We start from the raw sequence: 25,259 nt of genomic DNA on the forward strand, positions 1-25,259 counted from the left end.
GCTTATGAGTCGTTTCTGGAGCCAGGTGGTGCATGGGCTGAGCCCCTATGTGCCTGGCGAGCAGCCCAAACTGGGCAATCTGGTCAAGCTCAATACCAACGAGAATCCGTACGGCCCGGGACTGCGTGTGCTGGAGGCGCTACGCGCGGAAGCCGCAGACAGTTTACGCCTGTACCCGGATCCGAACAGCGAGCGTCTCAGGCAGGTAATTGCCGAATATCACGGCGTCGAACGCGCCAATGTGTTTGTGGGCAATGGCTCGGATGAAGTGCTGGCACACGCGTTTCACGCGCTGCTCAAACATGATTTGCCCATCCTGTTTCCGGACATTACCTATAGTTTTTATCCGGTGTATTGCGGCCTGTACGGTATTGAATATAAGGAAGTGGCGCTGACCGACGGTTTTGAAATCCGCGTGGATGATTACCTGCGGCCGAATGGCGGCATTGTTTTTCCGAATCCGAACGCGCCCACGGGGCGTGCGCTGGCGCTGAACGAGATTGAGCGCCTGTTGCTATCCAACCCTGATTCAGTGGTGGTGGTGGACGAGGCCTATGTTGATTTCGGTGCCGAGTCTGCCGTTGGTCTGGTCAAGCGTTACCCGCAACTGCTGGTCACGCATACCCTGTCAAAATCGCGCTCCCTGGCAGGCTTGCGCGTGGGGTACGCAGTTGGCAACGCCGAGTTGATCGAAGCGCTCGACCGGGTCAAGGACAGCTTCAATTCCTACCCGCTGGGCCGGCTCGCCCAGGCCGGTGCCACAGCTGCCATGCAGGATCGCGCCTACTTTGAATCGAGCTGCCGCAAGGTCATCAGCACCCGTGAAAAACTCGTTGCTGACCTGCAGACACTCGGCTTTGAGGTGCTGCCGTCCGCAGCGAATTTTGTCCTGACACGCCACCCGCAGTATGATGGCAAAGAGTTGACGGCGAAATTGCGCGAACGCAGTATTATCGTGCGGCATTTCCGCAAGCCGGAACGCATTGCACCGTTCATGCGTATTACCATAGGTACCGACGTGCAATGTGCGGCACTGGTGGGTGCTTTGGCCGACATCCTGCGCCAGCCCGTTTAATTCGAGCATTCAAATATCATGCGTACAGCCCAAGTTACCCGTAACACCCTGGAAACCCAGATCAGCGTGACCCTCAATCTGGACGGTAGCGGTCACGGTCGCTTCCATACCGGTGTGCCTTTCCTCGACCACATGCTTGACCAGATCGCCCGCCACGGCGTGATGGATATCGAAGTGGACGCGGTAGGTGACCTGCACATCGACGCGCATCACACCGTGGAAGATATCGGTATTACGCTGGGCCAGGCGTTCGCCCGGGCCATCGGCGACAAGAAGGGCGTGCGTCGTTACGGCCATGCCTATGTGCCGCTGGACGAAGCGCTGTCGCGCGTGGTGCTGGACCTGTCCGGGCGCCCCGGGCTGGAATATCACGTTAATTATACGCGTGCCGCCATCGGTAGTTTCGATGTGGACCTGATCCACGAATTCTTCCAGGGCTTCATCAACCACGCCGGGGTGACGCTGCATATCGACAACCTGCGCGGTATCAATGCCCACCATCAGGCCGAAACCATTTTCAAGGCGTTTGGCCGCGCCCTGCGCATGGCGGTGGAAGTCGACCCGCGCATGGGCGGTGTGATGCCCTCCACCAAAGGCAGTCTCTGACATGGGCGTGGATATTGCCGTAATTGATTACGGTATGGGCAATCTGCGCTCGGTGTCCAAGGCGCTGGAGCACGTGGCGCCCGCCGCCAGTGTGAGGGTAACCGCTGATGCGGATATCATCCTGAATGCCGGGCGCGTGGTATTTCCCGGCGTAGGCGCGATGGGCGACTGCATGCATGAGCTACGCCAGCGCGGCCTGGTGGAAGTGGTCAGGCAGGCTGCGGCCAGCAAGCCATTCCTGGGAATTTGCCTGGGCATGCAGATGTTGTTCGAGCATAGCGAGGAAGGCGATGTCGCCGGGTTGGGCATCCTGCCCGGGCGTGTGCTGCGCTTCCCGGACGGGGCGATGCATGACAGCGCTGGCAACCGGCTGAAAGTGCCGCACATGGGCTGGAACGAAGTGCACCAGGCTGTGCCGCATCCGATGTGGGGCGGTATTGCCGATGGCGCGCGCTTTTATTTTGTGCACAGTTATTATGTGGAAGCGGGTAACCCCGATCTGGTTTCGGCCTTTACGCTCTACCCATTCCCGTTCACCAGCGCAGTGGCGGCCAGCAATATTTTTGCCGTGCAATTCCACCCGGAAAAAAGCCAGGCGGCCGGACTTGCATTGCTGGGAAATTTTGTGACCTGGAATGGTAACATTGCTGCCGATCAATGTGATACCTTCAACATCAACTGTTCCCTATAGATATTACAAGCAACAATGCCATGTTGATTATTCCCGCGATTGACTTGAAAGACGGCCACTGCGTGCGCCTCAAACAAGGCCTGATGGAAGAGGCCACCGTATTTTCCGAAGACCCCGCCGAAATGGCACGACACTGGCTGGCACAAGGTGCACGCCGCCTGCATCTGGTGGATTTGAATGGCGCATTTGCCGGCAAGCCGGTCAACGAAGGCGCGATTAAAGCCATCGTGGACGCGGTGGGCGAGGATGTGCCGGTACAGCTCGGCGGTGGCATCCGCGACCTCGACACCATCGCGCGTTATCTGGATGACGGTATTCGCTACGTCATCATCGGCACGGCAGCGGTGAAAACCCCCGGCTTTCTGCATGACGCCTGCAATGCTTTCCCCGGCCATATCATTGTTGGGCTGGACGCCAAGGAGGGCAAAGTGGCGGTGGAAGGCTGGTCCAAAATGACCCATCACGACGTGATTGATCTGGCGCGAAAATTCCAGGACTACGGTGTGGAAGGGGTGATCTATACTGACATCGGTCGCGACGGGATGCTCTCGGGCGTCAACATCGAAGCGACGGTGAAGCTGGCGCAGGCGCTGACCATTCCGGTGATCGCGAGCGGCGGCATTACCAATCTGGATGATGTCCGCCACCTGTGCGCGGTAGAAAAGGAAGGCATCATGGGTGCGATTACGGGCCGTGCCATATACGAAGGCACGCTGGATTTCGCCGCCGCGCAAAAGCTCTCCGACGCGCTGACGGAAACGTAATGGGGCTGGCCAAGCGCATTATTCCCTGTCTCGACGTGACAGCCGGCCGGGTGGTCAAGGGTGTTAATTTCGTCGGCCTGCGCGATGCGGGTGATCCAGTTGAAATCGCCCGTCGCTATGACCGCGAAGGTGCCGACGAGTTGACTTTTCTCGACATTACCGCCAGTTCCGATCAGCGCGACCTGATTTTGCATATCATCGAAGCCGTTGCTGCCGAGGTATTCATTCCGCTCACCGTGGGCGGCGGCGTGCGCGAGGTCAACGACGTGCGCCGCCTGCTCAATGCGGGTGCCGACAAAGTCAGCATCAATACCACCGCCGTGACCAACCCGCAGGTAGTGGCCGATGCTGCCGCCCGCTTCGGCTCGCAATGCATCGTGGTGGCGATCGACGCCAAGGCCGGCAGCGATGGCAAATGGGAGGTTTACACCCATGGTGGACGCCGCGCCACAGGACTGGACGCCGTGGAATGGGCGCAAAAAATGCAGCAAATGGGGGCAGGTGAGATACTCCTGACCAGTATGGATCGCGATGGCACCAGGAGCGGCTTCAACCTGCCGCTGACGCGCGCGGTGTCGGATGCAGTGACGATCCCGGTGATTGCCAGCGGCGGCGTGGGCAATTTGCAACATCTGGCCGATGGCGTGATGCAAGGTCATGCCGACGCCGTGCTGGCAGCAAGCATTTTCCACTTTGGCGAATACACCGTGCACGAAGCCAAGCTGCACATGATGCAAAATGGGATCGAGGTCAGATTGTGAGCGTATCGGACAACTGGTTAAACAAGGTGAACTGGACGGAGGATGGTCTGGTGCCTGCGATTGCCCAGGATGCCGGCAATGGTGACGTATTGATGGTGGCGTGGATGAACCGCGAGGCGCTGAAACGCACTGTCGCGACCAGCGAAGCGGTGTACTGGTCGCGCTCGCGCAAGAAATTGTGGCACAAGGGGGAGGAATCCGGACATGTGCAGAAGGTGAAAGAAATCCGCCTGGACTGCGACGAGGATGTGATTTTGCTCAAGGTTGAACAAGTTGGCGGGATTGCCTGTCACACCGGGCGACATGACTGTTTTTTCCAGAAGTATGAAAACGGTCAATGGGTGACCACCGAGCCGGTGCTGAAGGATCCTGCGGAGATTTACCACAAGTGAGCGATATTCTCGAACGTCTCGGCGCCACTCTGGAAGCCCGCAAATCGAGTGCTGCGGATTCGTCGTACGCAGCCAGCCTGTATGCCAAGGGTCTGGATGCGATGCTGAAAAAAATCGCCGAGGAGGCTGCCGAGACCATCATGGCAGCCAAGGATGGCGACCCGAAAAAAATCGTGTATGAAACCGCTGATTTATGGTTTCATACCCTGATTCTGCTGGCGAGCCAGGGCTTGGGTCCGCAGGACGTGCTCGACGAACTGGCACGGCGCGAAGGCGTGTCGGGGTACACCGAGAAGGCATCACGGGGCAAGCAATGAACGACTGCATTTTCTGTAAAATTGTGGCGGGCCAATTGCCCAGTAAACAAGTCTTCGAAAATGACGAGTTGCTGGTATTCCACGACATTCATCCGGCGGCGCCGGTGCACCTGCTGATCATCCCCAAGGTGCATATTGCTTCGCTCGTGGAATGCAAGGCGCAGCATGAGGGCCTGCTCGGCCGCATGTTGCTGTTGGCACCCAGGCTGGCGCGCGAGCACGGGTTGAATGACGGATTTCGTACCTCGATCAACACCGGGCGTGGTGGCGGACAGGAAGTGTTTCATCTGCACATACACGTATTCGGCGGCGGTAAGATGCCGCACTTAATTTAACCAAGGAGACAATCATGGGCAGCTTTAGCATTTGGCATTGGCTGATCGTTCTGGCAATTGTGCTGGTTGTGTTTGGCACCAAAAAACTGCGCAACATCGGCGGGGATGTGGGCGGCGCGGTCAAGAGTTTCAAAGACGCCATGAAGGAAGGCGAACAGGGCAAGATTGATGGCGCCAGCAGCGGCCAGACAATTGAAGGCGAAGTCAAAGAAAAAACCAAGGTATGAGCACGATTTGCGCAGGCTGAACTATGTTTGATGTTGGATTTTCCGAGCTGGTGGTGATCGGCGTGGTGGCGCTGATTGTGATCGGTCCAGAGCGTTTGCCCAAGGTCGCGCGTACAGCAGGGCATTTGCTCGGGCGTTTGCAACGCTATGTATCTACCATTAAATCCGACATTAGCCGGGAAATGGAACTGGACGAACTGAAGAAAGCCGGCGAGCAATTCAAACAGAGCCTGGAACAAACGGAAAACAGGATCACCGAGGAAGTCGCCGGCGCGCAGCATGCCCTGCAGGCGATGACGCGGACTGGGAATGAAGGTGCGCCGCCAGATGCCATTGTGCATAATCCGGCAGTGGCAGAAACTCACTTTGTCGATTCGCCTCAGGCCGAGCTGGCGCTGGAACCCGTCAGTACGCCCCAGCCCCACGTCACGCCTGAATCAGACAAACCCCGAACATGAGTACGCCCGGCCCGCAGGAAAGCTTCATCTCCCATCTGATCGAATTGCGTGACCGCTTGCTGCGTTCGGTCATTGCCGTGATCGTGGTATTCCTTGGTCTGTTCCACTGGGCGAATGACCTCTACACCTTGCTTGCCCGCCCGCTGTTGCATGCCCTGCCCAAGGGCGGCCAGCTCATTGCCACCGAAGTCACTGCTCCGTTCTTTGTGCCGATCAAAGTGACCATGATGGCGGCTTTCCTGATTGCCTTGCCGTATGTGCTTTATCAGATATGGGCATTTATTGCTCCCGGCCTGTATTCGCACGAAAAGCGCCTCGGCGTGCCGCTCATTGTCGCCAGTGTGGTGCTGTTTTTCTGTGGCATGGCATTCGCCTATTTCATGGTGTTCCCGGTGGTGTTCGGCTTTATTACCGGAGTGGCGCCGGTCGGTGTGGCGGTGATGACCGATATCAGTAAATACCTGGATTTTGTGCTAACCATGTTCATGGCGTTCGGCATTACTTTCGAGGTGCCGGTAGTGGTGGTGGTGCTGGTCAAGATCGGTTTGGTGAGTGTCGCCAAATTGCGCGAAATCCGACCCTACGTTGTTGTCGGTTCATTTGTCATCGGCGCGATTTTCACGCCGCCTGACGTCGTTTCACAGACCATGCTGGCATTGCCGCTGTGGCTGTTGTATGAGCTGGGCATTATTGTTGCCAGTTTTATTTCCAGGCCAAAACCACGTGATTCAGAGGCATACCATCCGCTTTCGGAAGCAGAAATGGAGCGCGAACTGGATGGTCTGGATTCCGATTCCAGACAACGCGGCGACAAGTAATTCAAAGGCTGAGTGCCCTTAGCCAGTGTACTTCTGTTCCAAACCTGCTCCCCAACCATAGAGATCATCCAGGCACTACTGGAGTATCTGAAGACCGTATTGCACCAGTATTGTGCAATAAATCTCTGTATGCACTATATAGGTGCAATCAATCTGATTTTTTAGTTATTAAAATATCTATCTTATTGTTATGTATTAAATAAATAAATTGGCCTGTAAATTGCTTTTGATTTTCAGCTTTTCAGGCGGGATGGATATGGAAAACTTAAAAAATGCCAGTGACGTGTTGTTTATTCTGCTGGGCGCTATCCTGGTTTTGGCCATGCATGCCGGCTTTGCGTTCCTGGAACTGGGTACGGTCCGCAAAAAAAATCAGGTCAACGCGCTGGTAAAAATACTCACGGACTTTTGTGTCTCCACGATTGCCTATTTTTTCATTGGCTACAGTGTCGCCTATGGCGTCAGTTTTTTTAGCGGCGCCGAAGTGCTGGCAGCAAAAAGCGGTTACGAACTGGTGAAGTTCTTTTTTCTGCTGACTTTCGCAGCGGCGATTCCTGCCATTATCTCGGGTGGTATCGCCGAGCGCGCCAAATTCACCCCGCAACTCGCTGCTACGTTTGCACTGGTGGGTTTTGTTTACCCGTTTTTCGAGGGTATCGCCTGGAATAACCATTACGGTATTCAGGACTGGTTAAAATCCAGTTTTGGCGCAAATTTCCACGATTTTGCTGGTTCGGTAGTGGTGCACGCGGTGGGTGGCTGGATTGCCTTGGTAGCCGTGTTGCTGCTGGGTGCGCGGCATGGACGCTATCGTAAAAACGGCGAAATAGCTGCCCATCCGCCCTCCAGCATCCCTTTCCTGGCTTTGGGTGCGTGGATTCTGATGGTAGGTTGGTTCGGTTTTAATGTCATGTCGGCGCAGACCATAGACAAGATTACCGGCCTGGTGGCAGTGAATTCGCTGATGGCCATGGTCGGTGGCACGCTGGCTGCGCTCATTCTTGGCCGTAACGACCCGGGTTTTATCCACAATGGCCCGTTGGCAGGCCTGGTGGCTGTTTGCGCAGGGTCAGACCTGATGCACCCGTTGGGCGCGCTGGCAACGGGTGCGGTGGCAGGGGCGTTGTTTGTGTGGATGTTCACCATTACCCAGAACAAATGGAAGATTGATGATGTGTTGGGCGTGTGGCCATTGCATGGCTTATGTGGTACCTGGGGCGGTCTGGCCGCAGGGATCTTCGGGGCAAAAGCGCTTGGCGGCCTGGGTGGCGTTGCTTTCATGTCGCAATTGCTGGGCACCTTGCTGGGTATTGCGGTTGCCTTGATAGGCGGCTTCGTGGTCTATGGTCTATTGAAGATGTTTGTAGGCATTCGCCTCAGCCAGGAAGATGAGTTTAACGGCGCAGACCTTGCCATCCACAGGATTTCTGCGACGGCGGAACGCGAAACCAGTTGGTGATGGACTGGTACTATCTGGAAGCGGGCATGATGTCAGAGGGAATCGTCAGTACGAGGACAGAAGGTACGCCGCAAGGCGGCCCACTGTCGCCGACAGCAGTGTGAAGCGACTGAAAGACAGGGTGCGTGAAGTCGTTGTCGGGAATGTCTCGCGCAATCTCGGCGCAACGATAGCGGCGCTTAACCCGGTGCGACCGGGTGCACCTGGCTAAAGTCGCGTTCGAAAAATGCTTCATCCGCAGCATGAAGAAAGGCACCACCGAACCACTGTACGAGAAATATGTACTCGGCGCCCTGGGGATCAAAAAGCTCAAATAACAGAAAATGAAATGCTTCAGGCGCAATCCGTTATTACAGGCCTGCCGGATTTTTCCAGGCACCGGTATGCTACAGAATGGCAGACGGGCGCTTTTTCGTCTGTTTAGTGCTGGGGAGCAAGGTTGCGCAACAATGCGCCCGCCAGGGTAGCGTCTTCGAGCTGTTTTTGAAACCAGCGCAGCGCGCGTCCCTTGTCACGACTGCGCCAGGCCAGATAAAGCGGGATCAGCGGTTTGGACTCGGCCACCTCGCATATCACCAGACGACCGGCGGCGGCTTCCCGCTCGGCCATGGCGCGCGGCAGAAAGCCGGCACCCAGTCCGGCAATTTGTGCGGCAAGCTTGGCGGCCACATCCGGCACGGTAAGCACGTCTTGTCCGTCAAGCAGGCCGCTGCTGCGGGTGGAAAGCTGGCGCGAAGTGTCTGCAATGGCCACTGCGCGATGCTTGAGCAACTCGTGTGCGGCGATGGGTTGATCCGCAGCGGCAAGCGGGTGACCCGGCGCCACTGCGAATACGAATTCCGCATCGCCGATTTTGTGCGTGGCGTAGCCGCCACCCGGCGGGCCGTCGCCGGATACCCCAATGACCAGATCGGCGCGGTTCGTCGCCAGCGCATCCCAGCTGCCACCGAGCACTTCGTGGCTGAGGCGCAGGCGGGTACCGCTCATCTGTGCGTAAAACGTCTCGATCAGGGGGAACAGGGCGGTGATATCGAGTACCACATCCAGTGCGATGCGCAGTTCCGTCTCCCAGCCCGTGGCGACACGCTTTACCCTGCACTCCAGCGCATCCGCAGCCTGCAATAGCACACGGCCTTCATCCAGCAGGGCGCGTCCGGCCGGAGTGAGCTGGGCACGGCGTGCGCTGCGATCAAACAAGGCCACGCCCAGATCGCCTTCCAGTTTTTGCATGGAATAGGTGAGTGCAGAAGGCACCCGGAACACCTCTTCCGCGGCTGCGGCAAAGCTGCCGCGCCGATCTATCGCATCAAGTATTTGCAGCGATTCCAGGGTGATTTTCATATTCAAAAGAATTGAACTTGTTGCGCACGATTATCCACCATAACCCGCAAAGCAACGGCGGCCTACGGGCCGCCATTGCCACATCATCAGATATGCGTTGCGATAATCAGTCAGGCTACAGCTTGCTTGTGCACGCAGTGCGGGCACGATACGCCCAGCACGTAGTCTGCGGATTGCTGATCTTCAGGCGTCAATATACTGCGGCAGGCAAAGCACATATTGGTTTGCGTAGGCTTGAGTTCGCCATCAAGCGCGACGCGCTTGTCGAACACGAAACATTCACCATCGTAGTGTGCAGCGCCGCATTCCTCGAAGTATTTGAGGATGCCGCCTTGCAGCTGGTAAACCTGGCTGAAGCCCTGGCCGGCCATGAACGGCGCGGCTTTTTCGCAGCGGATGCCGCCGGTGCAGAAGGTGACGATGGGCATGTCGCGGTAGTCCTTGAGCTGCTCGGTAGCCGCGGCAAAATCCCCAAAGCTGTGCAGCTTGAGATTCACCGCATTCCTGAACGTGCCGACGCGGTATTCAAAATCGTTGCGGGTGTCCACGATGATGAACTCACGGCCTTCGTCGTACCATTTTTTCAGTTCGCTGGCGGGCAGCTGAGGCGCCGGGTGGGCGGTACGCTCGAAACAGGGCTGGTGGAAGGTGATGATTTCCTTTTTCAGCTTGACCAGCATGCGGTTAAACGGGATTTCGTCCGACCTGCTGCGCTTGATGGCGATGTCGGCAAAGCGCGCATCCGCGGTGAGCCAGCTGATAAAGGCTTCCAGCTCTGCGGCAACGCCGGCGAGGAACATATTGATGCCCTCCGGCGTGAGCAGCACGGTGCCTTTGAGGGCACGGGTACGCTCGCGGAAGGTTTCGCGCAGGGCAGGCAGATCTTCCAGTTGTACAAAACGGTAAGCGGCGACGTTAAGAATGGCTGACATGATTCAGTGATTCAAAGGCTTGTAAACAGACGGTATTATACCCTGCTGCAACCGGGTAAAATCAGGCAATGCCCGATCCCGAATTTATCCATCTCCGCCTGCATTCAGAATACTCCATCAGCGACGGCATCGTGCGCATCGACGACGCGGTGCAGCGCGCCGTGGCGGATGCCATGCCTGCGCTGGCGTTGACCGATCTATCCAATTTATTCGGGATGGTGAAGTTTTATCAATGCGCGCGTGGCAAAGGGGTCAAACCCATCCTGGGCTGCGATGTGTGGGTGGGCAATGATAGCGATCGCGACCGGCCCGGCCGTCTCTTGCTGCTGGCGCAAAACCGCGACGGCTATCGGCGTTTGTCTGAATTGCTTACCCGCGCCTACCGTGAAAACATGTATCGCGGACGGGCAGAGCTGCGCCAGGCGTGGTTCGGCGAAATCGGCACAACCGGGCTGATTGCGCTGTCCGGCGCGCACTTGGGCGATGTCGGGCAAGCCCTGCTGGCGGGCAATAGGGACACGGCGCGCGCAGCGGCCGGCCGCTGGGCGGCCCTGTTCCCCGATCGCTATTACCTGGAAATCCAGCGCAGCGGCCACGCAGATGCTGAAAACTGCCTGCAGGCAACGCTGCCGCTGGCGCTGGCGCTGGATTTGCCGGTGGTGGCTACCCATCCCGTCCAGTTCCCCGAACGCGATGACTTCAAGGCGCATGAAGCGCGCGTATGCATCGCCGAAGGCGCGTTGCTGGGCGACCGCCGTCGTCCGCGCATGTTTACCGAGGAGCAGTATTTCAAAACCCAGGCGGAGATGGTGGCGCTGTTCGCCGATATTCCCGAAGCGCTTATCAACAGCGTGGAAATCGCCAAACGCTGTTCATTGAGCCTGGAGCTGGGCAAAAGCAGGCTGCCGCAGTTCCCCACGCCGGCGGGCATGACCCTCGACGACCACTTGCGGGAACGTTCCCGGGAAGGGCTGGCGGCGCGCATGGCGCTGCTGTACCCCGACGCCGCGGAACGCGGGAAACGCTACCCGCAGTACCAGGAACGCCTGGAATTCGAGCTCGGCACCATCATCCAGATGGGCTTCCCCGGCTATTTCCTGATCGTGGCGGACTTCATCAACTGGGCCAAGCACAACGGCGTGCCGGTGGGGCCGGGGCGTGGCTCCGGTGCGGGCTCGCTGGTGGCCTACGTGCTCGGCATCACCGACATCGACCCGATCCCTTATGATCTGCTGTTCGAGCGGTTTCTGAATCCGGAGCGGGTGTCCATGCCCGACTTTGACGTGGATTTCTGCCAGGATGGGCGCGAGCGCGTCATCAACTACGTCAAGGACAAATATGGACGCGAGGCAGTGTCGCAGATTGTGACCTTTGGCACCCTGGGTTCCAAGTCGGTGATTCGCGACGTCGGGCGCGTGCTGGACATGCCTTATCTGTTGTGCGACCAGCTCTCCAAGCTGGTGCCGATCGAGGGGGTCAAACCGGTCTCGTTGCAAAAAGCCCTGGAAACCGAGCCGCAGCTCAAGGAGCGCTACGACAACGAAGAAGACGTGCGCGAGCTGTTCAATCTGGCGCAAAAGCTGGAAGACCTGACCCGCAACGTCGGCATGCACGCAGGCGGGGTGTTGATTGCACCCGGCAAGCTTACCGATTTTTGCCCGCTTTATATCGCCGAGGGTTCGGATTCCGCGGTATCGCAGTTCGACAAGGACGACGTGGAAAAAGCCGGCCTGGTGAAATTCGACTTCCTTGGTCTGCGCACGCTTACCATCCTCGACTGGGCGATGCGCTATGTGGCGGCGCTGTCGCCCGATGGCAAAGCGCCATTCAGCCTGGAAACCCTGCCACTGAATGACCGGCGCAGCTACGCGCTGTTGAAAGCCGGCAACACCACCGCGGTGTTCCAGCTCGAATCGCGCGGCATGAAAGACTTGATCCGGCGCTTGCAGCCGGATTGTTTCGAAGACGTTGTGGCGCTGGTGGCGCTGTTCCGCCCCGGCCCGCTGGAGTCGGGCATGGTGGACGACTTCATCAACCGCAAGCATGGCAAGGCGCGCGTGGACTACATGCATCCCATGCTGGAGGGCACCCTCAAGCCCACTTACGGTGTCATCGTTTATCAGGAACAAGTGATGCAGATCGCCCAGATCATGGGCGGCTATACCCTCGGCTCTGCTGACTTGCTGCGTCGTGCCATGGGCAAGAAAAATGCCGAGGAAATGGCCGAGCACCGCGACATTTTCGTCAACGGCGCGATAGAAAAAGGCGTGGAAGCCAAGCAGGCGACCACCATCTTTGACCTGATGGAGAAGTTTGCCGGCTATGGTTTCAACAAATCCCACTCTGCCGCGTATGCACTGGTGGCTTATCACACCGCGTATTTGAAGGCGCATCACCCGGCGGCGTTCATGGCCGCCACCCTGTCGGCGGACATGGACGACACCGACAAGGTGAAGAATTTCTACGAAGACACGGTGGCCAATGGTCTGGAAGTGCTGCCGCCGGACATTAATCTGTCCGGTTACCGGTTCGCGCCGGAAAACGACAAACAGATCCGCTACGGTCTGGGTGCCATCAAAGGCACCGGTGAGGCGGCGATCAGCGCCATTGTCGCAGCACGCCAAAAAGACGGCGCGTTCAAGGATTTGTTCGACCTGGCGCAGCGCGTGGACAAGCGCAGCGTGAATCGGCGTACCCTGGAATCGCTGATCCGCGCTGGCGCGTTCGACAGCCTCAACGACCATCGCGCGGCGCTGCTGGCCTCGGTAGGCATGGCGCTGGAGCTGGCCGGGCAGGCCGCCGCCGACATCAACCAGGTGAGCCTGTTCGGCGACTTCGACAGTCATCCCGACACACAGCCGATGCTGGCGGATGTGCCGCGCTGGCACGAGAAAGAAAAACTGCTGCAGGAAAAAACCGCACTGGGCTTTTATTACAGCGGCCACCCGTTCGACGCTTACGCGCCTGAGCTGGCGGGATTTGCCAAGTTGCGCCTGAAGGACGTTGCCCCCAGCCCGCAGCCGGTGTTGCTGGCGGGCATTATTTCGGCGTTGCGCACACAGATGACGCGGCGCGGCAAAATGGCTTTTGTACAACTTGATGACGGCACAGCAGCCCTCGAGGTGCCGGTGTTCAACGAAGTGTTCGAGCGCCACCGCGAGTGGCTCAAGGAAGACCACCTGCTGCTGGTGGAAGGCAAGGTGTCGAAAGATGACTACTCCGGCGGCCTGCGCGTGATGGTGGACAAGCTCTATGACCTCACCGCTGCGCGCACCCGTTATGCCAAATCACTCAAGCTCGCCATGAATGGGCAATCCGGCGCCATCCGGCTATTGGACATACTGCAACCGTACCGCACCCATGAAGGGGGGTGCCCGGTACGGATCGCATATCACAACGGTACGGCTGCCTGCGAACTGGCACTGGGTGACAACTGGCGCGTGGCGCTGCACGATGGTTTGCTTGAAGGGCTGAGTGGTTGGCTCAGCCGCGATAATGTAAGGGTCGAGTTCTGAGCCAGGTTCCAGACAAATTAAAACGGGTGGTTGTTACACCCATTTTTTATTCATCAAATAAATCAAATAGATAATGATTTCTGATTGACATGTATCAACATGGGGAGAAAAAACAATTGACAAGAAAGTAATAATATTAGAAAATACTTATAACGCTGATCTTCAGCTCTTTCCCAAGAGCTCAGTGTTGTCTCCTCCTCCTCCTTAATAAGAGGATTTCGCCCGGCAACGATTACGCGCCGGGCATTTTTTTGCCCTGAATTTCAAGAAAAATCTGATCGGCCACGCCATTTTGGCAGGCCAGAGATCATTTATCCCTCTCCATTTCGCCGGGATGCGCATGCTCTGTCGCCAGATTGTAGACACGCAACAAATCTTCCTCGCTCACGTCGATGTAGGACTGAATCTCCGACAAGGCATAGACCAGGTCACTGTGCCGAATAAGATATTTTTCCGGCAGATGCAGATGGGATTCCACGTCCGCTACGTGAGCTTCCTGTCTAGCGCGCAATAGCTGGTTAAAGACCATCGCTACCGCTACCAGAATGCCGGCATTCACCAGGATAGGAAAGAGTATGTAATCCAGTCCCATCGCGTGAATCTCCGGTCCGCCCATCACTGCGATTAAAGCAGTGGCGCCGCCCGGCGGATGGATGCAATGCAAGTAGTACATACAGACGATGGCCAGCCCGAGTGCCAGCGGTGTGGCAATGAATAGATTGGGTACTAGCCAGGCACACGCAATCCCGATGAGGGCGGAGATAACATGGCCACCCAGAACTGCCCACGGCGTGGAAAATGCACTATGCGGGGCGGCAAAAAGCAATACTGCACTGGCACCCATCGACGCCACGATCAGAATTGCATGATGACCAGGAACCAGCTGGCTGATCCATAGCGTCATGGCAATACCCACTGCGCCACCCAAGCCGGAAATCCATTTTTCACGGTGACCGGGCAAGGGCAACTGGTACGAGAAAGTAATGCCTAGGTTTTTTATTATGTGCTTCATTGATGACGATGCTTTATACGATAGTGTTGGATTGTTTTACGCGAACGGGGCTTATCGGTTGGTACATCCGCTTAACCCCCTTGCGGCGCATCCGCTTGTTGTTCTGGCGCCGCTTGTATAAAAGCGGGCTGGGCCATGCAATGGCGATAGATCCGATCGATACGTGGATAGGCCGCGATATCGCAGCCTGCACGCGCTGCACTCCATACCTGAGGTGCCAGGCAACAATCGGCCAAGGTGGGGTGGGTACCAAAGCAATAAGGTGTGTCCTCCTGGCGTGCGAGCAGACGCTCCACTACGTCAAGACCCTGCGCGACCCAGTGCCGGTACCAGGCATTTTTCTGGGCTTCGGTCACGCCCAGGATGTTTTTCAAATACAGCTGCACGCGCAGGTTGTTGACGGGATGGATATCGCAGGCAATCACATTCACCAGTTCCAGCACCCGCGCACGCTGAATGGTATCTGCGGGGATCAGCCGGGGCTCCGGATAACGGCTATCGAGATAATCAAGAATGGCCAGTGATTGACCGAGGTTGAAATCCCCATCGACTAGCGCCGGGACGTTGCCTGAAGGATTGCGGTCAAGGAAGGCCTGCTGGTGCTGCTCGCCGGCGCGCAGGTTAACAGCTTGATATTCATAATCCGCTCCCTTGAGCGCAAGCGCGATGCGGACCCGGAAGGCGGTTGAACTGCTGAAAAAACTGAATAGTTGCATGGCATGACTCCTGTAATGTGTCCAAGGCAAGGGGGGTGATCCGCTGGCGCAGCAGCGAGCTGTCATTCCTGGGAATGTTAAGCGCCGGCCTTTCGATATCCTGCAGTTAAGTGCTCCGGGTGATACTGGTCGAAGGTGGTAAGCTTTGATGTAACGCCTTGAGTCCACTGAAAATCGGATAGTTTAAGGTGCTTTTATTTATAAGAAAAACGAAATATTATGGTGTTTTGTATCGTGATTATCGATAGATGGATATAGAACAGGCGCGCACTTTTCTCCATGTGGTAGCCATAGGGAATTTTCTGGGCGCTGCCGAAAAACTTCACGTTACCCAATCCACGGTCAGTGCGCGTATCCAGAATCTGGAAAGGAAGCTGGGCGCAAAATTATTCAGCCGGGGAAAACAAGGTGCGGCATTGACGGCCGCCGGGCAGCGCTTCGTGCGCCACGCCCAGACGCTGGTGCGCACAGCAGATATCGCCAAGCAGGATGTGGGTTTGCCCGATGGCTATTCGGGCGGCTTGACCGTCAGCGGGCGTATCGCTTTATGGGAAGGTTTTTTGTCGCGCTGGGTGGCATGGATGCGGCAAGCCGCTCCGGCTATTTCCCTGCGCCTGGAGATCGGCTTCGAGCAGGACATCATGCACGGTCTGGTGCAGAACACACTGGATATCGGCTTGATGTACACGCCCGAAGCCCGTCCGGGGCTAGGCCTGGAACGCTTGTTTGATGAAACGCTGGTATTGGTAACGACCGACAGGATGCGCCCCTGGCCGGATCCAGGTTATGTCCATGTGGACTGGGGCACGGAGTTCTTTCACCAGTTCTCCCTCAATTTTCCTGACCATCCGCCCCCGGCACTCAGCGCAAATGTTGGCTGGCTAGGCATCCAGCAACTCCTGACATCGGGTGGCTCGGCGTACTTTCCGCTGCGAATGGTACGCACGCTGCTTGCCAAAAAACGTTTGCACCGTGTGCCTGGCACCCCCCATTTCTCGGTGACTGCGCACATGGTGTATCCCTTGTCACGCAACGATGATTTTCTGCAGCAGGCGCTGGCAGGTTTGCGGCTTCTGGGACGAGAGGAGCGGCGTGGACAGATATCAATGGATACAGACAACAGCCCAAATCCCTGAAGATGTGCGCGCTAATGCCGGCAAAGACGCCTTTTACCGGCGCAGGGAATAAGGGCTTGACCGTTTATTTCACCCGCATCCCGGGCACGGCGCCGTCATCCGGCGACAGGATATACAACCCCGCTGTTTCGCCCGAAGCGGCCAGCACCATGCCTTCGGAGACGCCGAATTTCATCTTGCGCGGCGCCAGATTGGCGACCATCACGGTCATGCGGCCGATCAATTTTTCCGGATCGTAGGCGGACTTGATGCCGGCAAAAACATTGCGGGTTTTGCCTTCGCCAATGTCCAGGGTCAGGCGAATCAGCTTGTCCGCGCCTTCCACGTGTTCGGCGTTGACGATTTTCGCCACGCGCAGGTCGATCCTGGCGAAATCATCTGCCGTAATGGTGTCGGCAATCGGCGCAATGACGTGGTTCTGCGCTTCAGCATGACGTGCCGGGGAATGCGCGTCGGCGCTGGCTGCCAGGCTTTGCTGGTTGGCAGCCACCAGGGCGTCAACCTGCTTCTGCTCGACACGCGTCATCAAGTGGCTGTAGGCGTTGATGCTATGGCTGGTCAGCAGCGTGCCCGCATCCACCCAGGCCAGCGCGGCGATGTTGAGGAAAGTTTCCACCTCGGTGGCGAGCCTGGGCAGGACCGGCTTGAGGTAAAGGGTGAGCAGACGGAACAGGTTGACGCTGACCGAGCAGACTTCGTGCAACAGTGCCTCGCTACCTTCCTGTTTGGCCAGTTCCCAGGGTTTGTTGTCGTTGACGTACTGGTTGGCCAGGTCGGTGAGGCGCATGATTTCCCGCAACGCCTTGCCGTATTCGCGCGTCTCGTAGCATTCGCCGATGAGCGTGGCGGCGTGCTGGACTTCGGCGAGCAATTCCGAGGTGGGCAGGCGGGCGGCCAGTTTGCCGTCAAAACGCCTGGCGATGAAACCGGCGGTGCGGCTGGCGATGTTGACGTATTTGCCGACCAGGTCACTATTTACCCGGGCGATGAAGTCGGCCAGATTCAGATCCAGGTCTTCCATGCTGCCGTTGATCTTGGCGGCGTAGTAGTAGCGCAGCCATTCCGGGTCCATGCCGCTGGCCAGGTAGCTCTCGGCGGTGATGAAAGTGCCGCGCGATTTGGACATCTTGGCACCGTTGACGGTGAGGAAACCGTGCGCGAACACGCCGCTCGGGGTGCGGTAGCCGGCGTTTTTCAGCATGGCCGGCCAGAACAGGGCATGGAAATAGAGGATGTCCTTGCCGATGAAGTGATACAGCTCGGCGCCGGAATCGTTTTGCCACCAGGCGTCGAAGTCCAGGTTTTTTTCCGCCGCGAGCTTCTTGAAGCTCGCCATATAGCCGATGGGGGCGTCCAGCCAGACGTAAAAATATTTGCCCGGCGCATCGGGGATTTCAAAGCCGAAGTAGGGCGCGTCGCGCGAGATGTCCCAGTTTTGCAGACCTGCGGCAAACCACTCGTCCAGCTTGTTGGCGGCCTCCTGCTGGAGCGCGCCGGAGCGTGTCCATTCGCGCAGAAACGCTTCGCAGGCGCCGAGCCTGAAGAAGTAATGCTCGGATTCGCGCCGCACCGGCGTGCTGCCGGAGATGGCTGAGACCGGGTTGATCAGATCCGTGGGCGTATAGGTTGCACCACACACTTCGCAGCCGTCACCATACTGATCCTGCGCGCCACACTTGGGACACTGGCCCTTGATGAAGCGGTCCGGCAGGAACATTTCCCTGACCGGATCGTAGTATTGCTCGATGGTCTTTTGCTCGATCAGCCCGGCTTCGCGCAGCTTCAGGTACACCGTGCCGGACAGCTCGCGGTTTTCCCCGGAGTTGGTCGAGTGGTAACTGTCGAAGCCGACGTGAAAGCCGGTAAAGTCGCGCAGATGTTCGCCGTGCACGCGTGCGATCAATTGTTCCGGCGTGATGCCTTCCTTTTCGGCGCGCAGCATGATGGGCGTACCGTGGGTGTCGTCGGCGCAGACGTAATAGCATTCATGCCCGTGCATTTTCTGGAAGCGCACCCAGATATCAGTCTGGATGTATTCCACCAGGTGGCCAAGGTGAATGGCGCCGTTGGCGTAGGGCAGGGCGGAAGTGACGAGAATTTTGCGGGTCATGGGGGTCAGTGATTGATAGGGACAGGTGGGGGTTCGTCGTATGGCAGCGAGGTGCGAAACTTATTTCAGCCCCATGGTCAGGTAAGCGGACAGCACTATGCCAAGCACGGCGAGCAACAGCGTGGAAAGCGCCGCCATGTTGACCCAGTAGCCTTCCGGGATTTCCACCGGCTTCAGGGTGCGTAGCACGCGCCGGTACTGGATCACGGCCAGCACGGCCATCAGGCTGCCGAGCAGGATGAAACCCAGTCCCACCCAGAACGAGATGCCGCGCTCCAGGTGCTGCGGCGTCTGCGGGGCGAGCATGTGCAGGAACAGGCCGAAGCGCTCCACCACGAAGCCGAACGCCATCAGCGTGAGGCAGGTGCGGTTCCAGGCCAGCAGGGTGCGCTCGGCGGCGAAAAATACGCGTGGGTCATTGAGATCGGACATATGGTTCTCCTAGTCAGCCAGCAACTGCGCCAGCACGAAGGGCAGAATGCCGCCGCTCTGGTAGTAGTCCACTTCAATCGGCGTATCGATGCGCAGCTTCACCGCCACCGCATCGGCCGAACCATCAGCGCGGTGGATCACCAGCGTGATGTCCTGCTGCGGGGTGATGCCGTGCTCCAGTCCGAGCAGGTCGAAAGTCTCGCTGCCGTCCAGCTTCAGGCTATCCGCGCCCATGCCGTCCCTGAACTGGCAGGGCAGCACGCCCATGCCCACCAGGTTGGCACGGTGGATGCGCTCGAAGCTCTTCGCTACCACCGCCTTCACGCCCAGCAGGCGCGTGCCCTTGGCCGCCCAGTCGCGGCTGGAGCCGGTGCCGTATTCCTCGCCGGCGAAAATCATCAGCGGCGTGCCGGCCGCCTGGTATTGCATGGCTGCGTCGTAGATCGCCATTTCCGCGCCGTCAGGCTGGTGTCTGGTGACGCCGCCCTCGCTGCCGGGCAGCATCAGGTTCCTGATGCGCACGTTGGCGAAGGTGCCGCGCATCATCACTTCGTGGTTGCCGCGGCGCGCGCCGTAGCTGTTGAAGTCGGCACGATCCACACCGTGCTCCAGCAGAAACTTGCCGGCGGGGGAGGCGGGCTTGATCGAACCCGCCGGGCTGATGTGGTCGGTGGTGACAGAGTCGCCGAATACCGCCAGCGCGCGTGCGCCGCGGATCACGCCGCTGTCGCCCGCCGCACCGTCGAAAAACGGCGGCTGCCGGATATAGGTGGATGCGCCATCCCAGTCGTACACCGCACCCGCCGGCGCAGGCACGGCGGCCCACAGCGGGTTGTCGGCGCTGAAGTCGGCGTAAAGTTTGCGGTAGGTGTCCGGGTTGGTAGCGGTAGCCATCACGGCGGCCACTTCGTCGAGAGACGGCCAGATGTCCTTGAGGTATACCGGCGCGCCGTCGCGGCCCGTACCCAGCGGCTCGCTGGCCAGGTCGGTGTTCATGCTGCCGGCAATGGCGTAAGCCACTACCAGCGGCGGGCTCATCAGGAAATTGGCTTTCACGTTCTGGTGCACGCGCGCTTCGAAGTTGCGGTTGCCGGATAGTACCGAGGCGGCGATCAGGTCGTTGCCGGTAATCGCGGACTCAATCGCGGCAGGCAACGGGCCAGAGTTGCCGATGCAAGTGGTGCAGCCGTAGCCCACCAGCTTGAAACCCATTTCTCCCAGGGCGTCCAGCAGTCCGGCGGCTTTCAGGTATTCGGTCACCACGCGCGAGCCGGGGCCGAGCGAAGTCTTGACGTGGGCGGGCACGGTGAGGCCTTTTTCCAGCGCTTTCTTTGCCAGCAAACCGGCGGCAAGCATCACGCCGGGGTTGGAGGTGTTGGTGCATGAAGTAATCGCAGCGATCACCACGTCGCCGTGACCCAGCGTGCCGCTTTGGGCCGCCGTGTAGACAGCGTTGCTGGCAAGATGGTCGGGGGTAGGGCGGTTGTCCACCATTTCGCGTTCGATCACCACTGCGGGGTCGGTGCCGCCTGCGGGCAGGGTGTCGCTGTTCTGCACGCCGCCACCCGCGATATCCGTTCCGGCGGGGGCTGGTGCGAGCGCGACACGCTGCGCCAGCGTCGCGGCTGCCTTGCCGTAGCCACCCTCGGCCACCGGTTTGGCGAACAGCCCGGCGAAGGCCTGTTTGACGTGACCCAGCTCAATACGGTCTTGCGGGCGGCGCGGGCCGGCCACGCTGGGCACCACGCTGCCCAGGTCGATTTCCAGCTCCTGTGAGTAGTCGCAATCGCCGGCCTGGGGGATGCCGAACAAGCCCTGCGCCATGAAATAATTGCGGATGGTGTCCACTTGTTCCGCGCTGCGTCCGGTGGCAGCGTAGTAAGCGCAGCTGGCTTCGTCCACCGGGAAGAAGCCCATGGTCGCGCCATATTCCGGCGCCATGTTGGCGATGGTGGCGCGATCGGGCAGCGACAGCGCCGCCGCGCCTGCGCCGAAAAACTCGACGAACTTGCCCACCACCTTCGCCTTGCGCAGCATTTCGGTCACGGTCAGCACCACGTCGGTGGCGGTCACGCCTTCGCGAATTTGGCCTTTGAGGTGTACGCCCACCACGTCCGGGGTGAGGAAATACACCGGCTGGCCGAGCATCCCCGCTTCCGCCTCGATGCCGCCCACGCCCCAGGCGACGATGCCCAGACCGTTGATCATGGTGGTGTGCGAGTCGGTGCCCACCAGGGTGTCCGGGTAATGCACGCCGTCCTTCTCCATCACCCCCCGCGCCAGGTATTCCAGGTTGACCTGATGCACGATGCCGATGCCGGGTGGCACCACCTTGAAGGTATCGAAGGCCTGCATGCCCCATTTCAGGAACTGGTAACGCTCGCGGTTGCGGATGAATTCCAGTTCCATATTCTTTTGCAGCGCGTCGGGCTGGTTGAACACGTCCACCTGCACCGAGTGATCCACCACCATGTCCACAGGCACTAAAGGCTCGATCACCTTCGGGTTCTTGCCCGCCTGCGCCGCCGCCGAGCGCATCGCCGCCAGGTCGGCGAGCAGCGGCACCCCGGTGAAATCCTGCAACAGAATGCGCGCCACCACGAAGGGGATTTCCTCGGTGCGCGGGCCGTTGGGCTGCCAGTTGGCGAGTTCGCGGATGTGCTGTTCGGTGATTTTGCGGCCGTCGCAGTTGCGCAGCACCGCTTCCAGGACAATGCGGATGGATACCGGCAAACGCGATATTTTCCCTATCCCGACAGCTTCCAGCGCAGACAAGGAATAAAAGCGGCCGGGAGTGCCGTTGCCGAGCGTGAATTCGGAAAGGGTGTTGAACAGGTTATGGGCTGTGCTCATGGTGGGATGTGCCGAAAACGTTAAAAGTTCATGATTTTACCGCATTCACCACGTAAATTTTCAGCCGGGAATGGCCATTGCTGGCAGAATCGGACATAAAACCAAAAACAGGGAAGCTGGGATGGACAAATTCACCCGCATTTTCAAGCTGCACCAGATCCTGGACGGCGCGCCGCGCACCCATTACCCGTACCGATTTGAAAGCCCGGCTCGAATGTTCCAGCGCCTCCCTCACCTCGGCTCATCGCCGAGGCGCGTACCTGTTCGACGCGGCGTTTACTGTGGCCGTGGGCAGCAAACCGGGAGCTTCCGTCACACTCACACAGCTCGCCGCTGCCTTGCGTCAGCCTCTCTACACCCCCTCGCTCGGACGGCGCTCCTGCCCGCTGGCGCGTCCGCTGCTGGAAGGCGAACTCGAAGCTGAAGACGCGCTGGCTGCGCTGGCCAAAACGGCACCTGTGGACGGACTTGTCTATAGCGAGACGCAGCAATCCGATCAACCCCTGCGCCTGCGCGACGTGCCTCTGCATGGGCACAAACGCCAGTTCGGCACCCGCCTGGTCTACCTGCACAAGGATCCAACATGTTCCTGAGTCGCGTTGAAATACCTTGGGACGCCGCGCGCAACCCCTACAACCTGCACCGGCAGCTTTGGCATTTGTTCCCTGGTGAAGACCGTGAATCCCGCAGCAGCGACGACGAAACCCGTCAGGGATTCTTGTTTCGGATCGAGGAAAATGCGACTGGTCGCCCGGCCAGATTGCTGGTGCAATCGCGTCGCGCACCGACTCGGGCAAACGGCTTACTCCTCGTTGGCACACGCGAGATCACCCCATGCCCCAGTGCGGGTCAGCGCTTGGCCTTCGTGCTCACGGCTAACCCGGTTAAAACCATTGTTGACGCCCAGCGCGATGCCAAGCCGGGGAAGCAATCCGAAAAGTGTCGCGTGCCCTTCATCAAGGAAGAAGAGCAGCGCCAGTGGCTTCTCCGCAAATTGGGCGAAGCGGGCGAAGTCGAGGCTGTCAGTGTACTGCCCCATGCCCCAGTGTATTTCCACAAGGGTAGCCGTGCCGGCAAGCTCGTAACCGCCACATTTGAGGGGGTGTTGCGCGTGCGAGATCCAGACCGTTTAGCGGCCTTGCTCGCAAACGGCATCGGCCCCGCCAAAGCCTTCGGCTGCGGTTTGCTGCTGGTGCGGCGGATATAACGGTTTGCTCGCAGGACTATAGGCCGCTATTATAATGCATTGCATATGCGATACTCAAAGGAGATGCCATGAAAAACGCCACTTTGCCCCCTTTGCGTGTGGAAAGTGAACTACGCGCGGCGGCTGAATCAGTTTTACAGGAAGGTGAGACCTTGTCGGGCTTTGTGCTGGAGGCGGTGCGTTTAAATATCGCGCGCCGTGAAGCACAACGCGAATTCATAACGCGCGGCCTGGTTGCGCGTGAAGAGGCCAAACTGTCCGGTCATTACGTTTCGTCTGACGAAATGCTCAAGCGCCTGGATGCGTCGCTTGCCAAGGCGCGTGCCAAACAGGCGGTCGGTAACAGGTGAGGTATCAAGTCCGCTTTGCGTCTGCTGCAGCGGATGATTTGCAGCGGCTGTTTGATTTTCTGGCTGAGCAGGATCTGGCCGCAGCCGAGCGGGCGCGGGCGGTAATCAGTCAGGCCATTGAGGTTTTGCAAATCTTCCCGTTCAGTTGCCGCAAGGCCTCTCCCGAAAACCCGTTCTTGCGGGAACTGGTGATCAGCTTTGGCAGCTATGGTTATGTCGCGCTGTTTGAAGTGGAAGATGCCGAAAGCGTGACTGTGCTGGCGGTGCGCCACCAGCGCGAAGACGATTACCACTAAGCGCAAACTCATCATGGCTGACTTGCTCCCCCCGCTCAAACCCATTCCCATCAAAGAACGGCTGTCCATTCTCTACATTGAGCACGGTCACCTCGATGTGCTGGACGGTGCGTTTGCCGTGGTCGATAAAAATGGCGTGCGCACCCACATTCCAGTCGGCGGCGTGGCCTGCCTGATACTGGAGCCGGGCACGCGCGTGTCGCACGCGGCCTGCGCTCTGGCGGCGCGTGTCGGCACGTTGCTGGTGTGGATCGGCGAAGCGGGCGTGCGCCTGTATTCTGCCGGCTAACCTGGCGGCGCGCGCGCTGACCGCCTGCTCTACCAGGCAAAACTGGCCCTTGAAGACGGCCTGCGACTCAAAGTTGTGCGCAAAATGTATGCGCTGCGTTTTGGCGAAGAACCGCCGCAGCGCCGCTCCGTCGAGCAATTACGCGGTATCGAAGGCGCACGTGTTCGTGAAACCTACAAACGCATCGCCGCCAAATACGGCGTGGAATGGAAGGCCCGTAACTACGACACCAGCGAGTGGGATAAGGGCGATTTGCCCAATCGTTGCCTGTCCGCCGCTACCGCCTGTTTGTATGGCGTGACGGAGGCCGCCGTGCTCGCCGCAGGCTATGCTCCCGCCATCGGTTTCATCCACACCGGCAAACCGCTCTCGTTTGTTTATGACGTAGCCGATGTGTACAAATTCGAAACCGTCGTCCCCCTCGCATTTCGAATTGCCGCACGCCGCCCGGCTAATCCTGAGCAACAGGTTCGCCTCGCCTGCCGCGACATCTTCCGCGAAACCCGGCTGCTCGAACGCATTATTCCAGGCATAGAAGACATGCTCGCGGCAGGCGAGATCGAACCCCCGGAAGCCTTCGAAGAGCAAGTTGGCCCCGCAATCCCCAACCCGGAGAACATCGGCGATGCTGGTCATCGTGCTTGAAAACGTTCCACCCCGATTGCGCGGACGGCTCGCCATCTGGCTGCTGGAAATCCGCGCCGGGGTGTACGTGGGGAATTATTCAGACAAAGTGCGGGATCACATCTGGCATCAGGTTGAAGTCGGCATTGGCGAAGGCAACGCCGTCATGGCATGGCGTACCAGTAGTGAAGCCGGTTTTGATTTTGTTACCTTGGGTAAAAACCGCCGCATCCCCGTAGAGCTGGATGGCGCAAAACTCGTCAGCTTCCTCCCACAAACCGATACGGACGCTCTTTAACAACATGAATAATTTATCGCTGCCTACCCACGTAAAATTCGGTAGGATTTTAGTGCGTTAGGTTTATTTGGTAGAACAATAAGTTGCAAGAAGTGTGTTCCCCGCACCCGCGGGGATGAACCGCAGCCGCAGCCAATCGCCACGCAGCCTGTCAGGTGTTCCCCGCACCCGCGGGATGAGGCGATGGTGAGGCTAAATATAGCTAGCGCTATTTTGGTTCTATAGTCAGCTTGAGCAAGCTAGTT

The 25,259-nt window shown here is 58.6% G+C and carries 28 protein-coding genes and 1 pseudogene; 21 read left to right on the forward strand and 8 right to left on the reverse strand.

The genetic code is table 11. The features are described from left to right. Positions 1-4: 4 nt before the first annotated feature. From hisC to GZH91_RS06060, 12 genes are all read left to right on the forward strand, one after another. Entirely contained in the window at positions 5-1,075 is a 1,071-nt protein-coding gene (hisC, locus tag GZH91_RS06005) for a histidinol-phosphate transaminase (protein WP_147070526.1), read from the forward strand. Positions 1,076-1,093: 18 nt separating this feature from the next. Next, positions 1,094-1,681 (forward strand): imidazoleglycerol-phosphate dehydratase HisB, encoded by a 588-nt coding sequence (hisB, locus tag GZH91_RS06010; protein ID WP_147070524.1) that lies wholly within the window; start codon positions 1,094-1,096, stop codon positions 1,679-1,681. A gap of 1 nt (position 1,682) precedes the next feature. Continuing rightward, positions 1,683-2,372, forward strand: coding sequence for an imidazole glycerol phosphate synthase subunit HisH (gene hisH, locus GZH91_RS06015; protein WP_147070521.1), 690 nt, complete (start codon positions 1,683-1,685; stop codon positions 2,370-2,372). 20 nt (positions 2,373-2,392) lie between these two features. Next, positions 2,393-3,136 (forward strand): 1-(5-phosphoribosyl)-5-[(5-phosphoribosylamino)methylideneamino]imidazole-4-carboxamide isomerase, encoded by a 744-nt coding sequence (hisA, locus tag GZH91_RS06020; RefSeq protein WP_147070519.1) that lies wholly within the window; start codon positions 2,393-2,395, stop codon positions 3,134-3,136. Continuing rightward, on the forward strand, positions 3,136-3,897 hold the full coding sequence (gene hisF, locus GZH91_RS06025; RefSeq protein ID WP_147070517.1) for an imidazole glycerol phosphate synthase subunit HisF: 762 nt from the start codon (positions 3,136-3,138) through the stop codon (positions 3,895-3,897). The genes hisA and hisF overlap by 1 nt, the downstream gene beginning before the upstream one ends. After that, entirely contained in the window at positions 3,894-4,289 is a 396-nt protein-coding gene (gene hisI, locus GZH91_RS06030) for a phosphoribosyl-AMP cyclohydrolase (RefSeq protein ID WP_147070515.1), read from the forward strand. The genes hisF and hisI overlap by 4 nt, the downstream gene beginning before the upstream one ends. Then, positions 4,286-4,606 (forward strand): phosphoribosyl-ATP diphosphatase, encoded by a 321-nt coding sequence (locus GZH91_RS06035; RefSeq protein ID WP_147070513.1) that lies wholly within the window; start codon positions 4,286-4,288, stop codon positions 4,604-4,606. Before hisI ends, GZH91_RS06035 begins: the two co-directional genes overlap by 4 nt. Continuing rightward, positions 4,603-4,941 carry a histidine triad nucleotide-binding protein gene (locus GZH91_RS06040; protein ID WP_147070511.1) on the forward strand — a complete coding sequence of 113 codons (339 nt, stop codon included), beginning with the start codon at positions 4,603-4,605 and terminating at the stop codon, positions 4,939-4,941. The genes GZH91_RS06035 and GZH91_RS06040 overlap by 4 nt, the downstream gene beginning before the upstream one ends. A gap of 14 nt (positions 4,942-4,955) precedes the next feature. Then, positions 4,956-5,168: a Sec-independent protein translocase subunit TatA gene (tatA, locus tag GZH91_RS06045; protein WP_147070510.1), complete on the forward strand. Its 213-nt coding sequence runs from the start codon at positions 4,956-4,958 to the stop codon at positions 5,166-5,168. Positions 5,169-5,191: 23 nt separating this feature from the next. Then, entirely contained in the window at positions 5,192-5,626 is a 435-nt protein-coding gene (tatB, locus tag GZH91_RS06050; RefSeq protein WP_147070508.1) for a Sec-independent protein translocase protein TatB, read from the forward strand. After that, entirely contained in the window at positions 5,623-6,444 is an 822-nt protein-coding gene (gene tatC / locus GZH91_RS06055) for a twin-arginine translocase subunit TatC (protein ID WP_147070506.1), read from the forward strand. The genes tatB and tatC overlap by 4 nt, the downstream gene beginning before the upstream one ends. A 256-nt stretch (positions 6,445-6,700) precedes the next feature. Next, complete coding sequence (locus GZH91_RS06060; protein WP_147070504.1) at positions 6,701-7,903, forward strand: ammonium transporter; 1,203 nt, start codon at positions 6,701-6,703, stop codon at positions 7,901-7,903. A gap of 420 nt (positions 7,904-8,323) precedes the next feature. Here the strand turns inward: GZH91_RS06060 and GZH91_RS06065 are convergent, their stop codons facing one another. Both GZH91_RS06065 and GZH91_RS06070 read right to left on the reverse strand, forming a co-directional pair. Beyond that, positions 8,324-9,244, reverse strand: a complete 921-nt coding sequence (locus GZH91_RS06065) for a LysR family transcriptional regulator (RefSeq protein ID WP_174861814.1) — start codon at positions 9,242-9,244, stop codon at positions 8,324-8,326. A 110-nt stretch (positions 9,245-9,354) separates the two neighbouring features. Continuing rightward, a complete protein-coding gene (locus tag GZH91_RS06070; RefSeq protein WP_147070500.1) occupies positions 9,355-10,176 on the reverse strand; it encodes a sulfurtransferase in 822 nt (273 codons plus the stop codon). Between the two features lie 68 nt (positions 10,177-10,244). On the opposite strand from GZH91_RS06070, the gene dnaE reads away from it, so the two are divergent. Then, positions 10,245-13,691 carry a DNA polymerase III subunit alpha gene (gene dnaE / locus GZH91_RS06075; RefSeq protein WP_147070498.1) on the forward strand — a complete coding sequence of 1,149 codons (3,447 nt, stop codon included), beginning with the start codon at positions 10,245-10,247 and terminating at the stop codon, positions 13,689-13,691. A gap of 307 nt (positions 13,692-13,998) precedes the next feature. Here the strand turns inward: dnaE and GZH91_RS06080 are convergent, their stop codons facing one another. Beyond that, positions 13,999-14,703, reverse strand: coding sequence for an HPP family protein (locus GZH91_RS06080; RefSeq protein WP_147070496.1), 705 nt, complete (start codon positions 14,701-14,703; stop codon positions 13,999-14,001). Positions 14,704-14,774: 71 nt separating this feature from the next. Further along, a complete protein-coding gene (gene maiA, locus GZH91_RS06085) occupies positions 14,775-15,419 on the reverse strand; it encodes a maleylacetoacetate isomerase (RefSeq protein ID WP_147070494.1) in 645 nt (214 codons plus the stop codon). A gap of 248 nt (positions 15,420-15,667) precedes the next feature. Here maiA and GZH91_RS06090 point away from each other — a divergent pair, with 248 nt between their 5' ends. Continuing rightward, positions 15,668-16,555, forward strand: a complete 888-nt coding sequence (locus GZH91_RS06090) for a LysR family transcriptional regulator (protein ID WP_147070492.1) — start codon at positions 15,668-15,670, stop codon at positions 16,553-16,555. A gap of 64 nt (positions 16,556-16,619) precedes the next feature. Here the strand turns inward: GZH91_RS06090 and metG are convergent, their stop codons facing one another. From metG to GZH91_RS17770, 4 genes are read right to left on the reverse strand one after another with little or no spacing between them, the layout of a single operon-like run. Further along, positions 16,620-18,665, reverse strand: coding sequence for a methionine--tRNA ligase (metG, locus tag GZH91_RS06095; protein WP_147070490.1), 2,046 nt, complete (start codon positions 18,663-18,665; stop codon positions 16,620-16,622). A gap of 60 nt (positions 18,666-18,725) precedes the next feature. Continuing rightward, on the reverse strand, positions 18,726-19,097 hold the full coding sequence (locus tag GZH91_RS06100; RefSeq protein ID WP_147070488.1) for a YidH family protein: 372 nt from the start codon (positions 19,095-19,097) through the stop codon (positions 18,726-18,728). Between the two features lie 9 nt (positions 19,098-19,106). After that, positions 19,107-21,950: an aconitate hydratase gene (gene acnA, locus GZH91_RS06105; protein WP_147070486.1), complete on the reverse strand. Its 2,844-nt coding sequence runs from the start codon at positions 21,948-21,950 to the stop codon at positions 19,107-19,109. Positions 21,951-21,978: 28 nt separating this feature from the next. Further along, positions 21,979-22,134, reverse strand: a complete 156-nt coding sequence (locus tag GZH91_RS17770) for a hypothetical protein (RefSeq protein WP_198415416.1) — start codon at positions 22,132-22,134, stop codon at positions 21,979-21,981. Positions 22,135-22,147: 13 nt separating this feature from the next. Here GZH91_RS17770 and cas5e point away from each other — a divergent pair, with 13 nt between their 5' ends. The 7 genes and pseudogenes from cas5e to cas2e all read left to right on the forward strand — a co-directional run bounded on the left by cas5e (position 22,148) and on the right by cas2e (position 25,014). Beyond that, the gene (cas5e, locus tag GZH91_RS06110; RefSeq protein ID WP_198415417.1) at positions 22,148-22,543 is read left to right on the forward strand and encodes a type I-E CRISPR-associated protein Cas5/CasD; all 396 of its coding nucleotides are present in this window, start codon (positions 22,148-22,150) and stop codon (positions 22,541-22,543) included. Beyond that, on the forward strand, positions 22,534-23,157 hold the full coding sequence (gene cas6e / locus GZH91_RS06115) for a type I-E CRISPR-associated protein Cas6/Cse3/CasE (protein WP_147070482.1): 624 nt from the start codon (positions 22,534-22,536) through the stop codon (positions 23,155-23,157). The genes cas5e and cas6e overlap by 10 nt, the downstream gene beginning before the upstream one ends. Positions 23,158-23,225: 68 nt before the next feature. After that, entirely contained in the window at positions 23,226-23,507 is a 282-nt protein-coding gene (locus GZH91_RS06120; protein WP_147070480.1) for a YlcI/YnfO family protein, read from the forward strand. Continuing rightward, positions 23,504-23,803, forward strand: coding sequence for a type II toxin-antitoxin system RelE/ParE family toxin (locus tag GZH91_RS06125; RefSeq protein WP_147070479.1), 300 nt, complete (start codon positions 23,504-23,506; stop codon positions 23,801-23,803). Before GZH91_RS06120 ends, GZH91_RS06125 begins: the two co-directional genes overlap by 4 nt. Before the next feature lie 13 nt (positions 23,804-23,816). Continuing rightward, positions 23,817-24,092 carry a CRISPR-associated endonuclease Cas1 gene (locus GZH91_RS17975; protein WP_223264466.1) on the forward strand — a complete coding sequence of 92 codons (276 nt, stop codon included), beginning with the start codon at positions 23,817-23,819 and terminating at the stop codon, positions 24,090-24,092. A gap of 18 nt (positions 24,093-24,110) precedes the next feature. After that, a pseudogene (cas1e, locus tag GZH91_RS17980) lies at positions 24,111-24,737 on the forward strand (type I-E CRISPR-associated endonuclease Cas1e); the annotation flags it as partial. Beyond that, complete coding sequence (gene cas2e, locus GZH91_RS06135; RefSeq protein ID WP_147070477.1) at positions 24,718-25,014, forward strand: type I-E CRISPR-associated endoribonuclease Cas2e; 297 nt, start codon at positions 24,718-24,720, stop codon at positions 25,012-25,014. The pseudogene cas1e and the gene cas2e, both read left to right, overlap by 20 nt. Positions 25,015-25,259: the final 245 nt, after the last annotated feature.

It is taken from the genome of Sulfuriferula plumbiphila (genome assembly GCF_009938015.1).
In the GTDB taxonomy this organism is placed as follows: Bacteria; Pseudomonadota; Gammaproteobacteria; order Burkholderiales; family Sulfuriferulaceae; genus Sulfuriferula; species Sulfuriferula plumbiphila.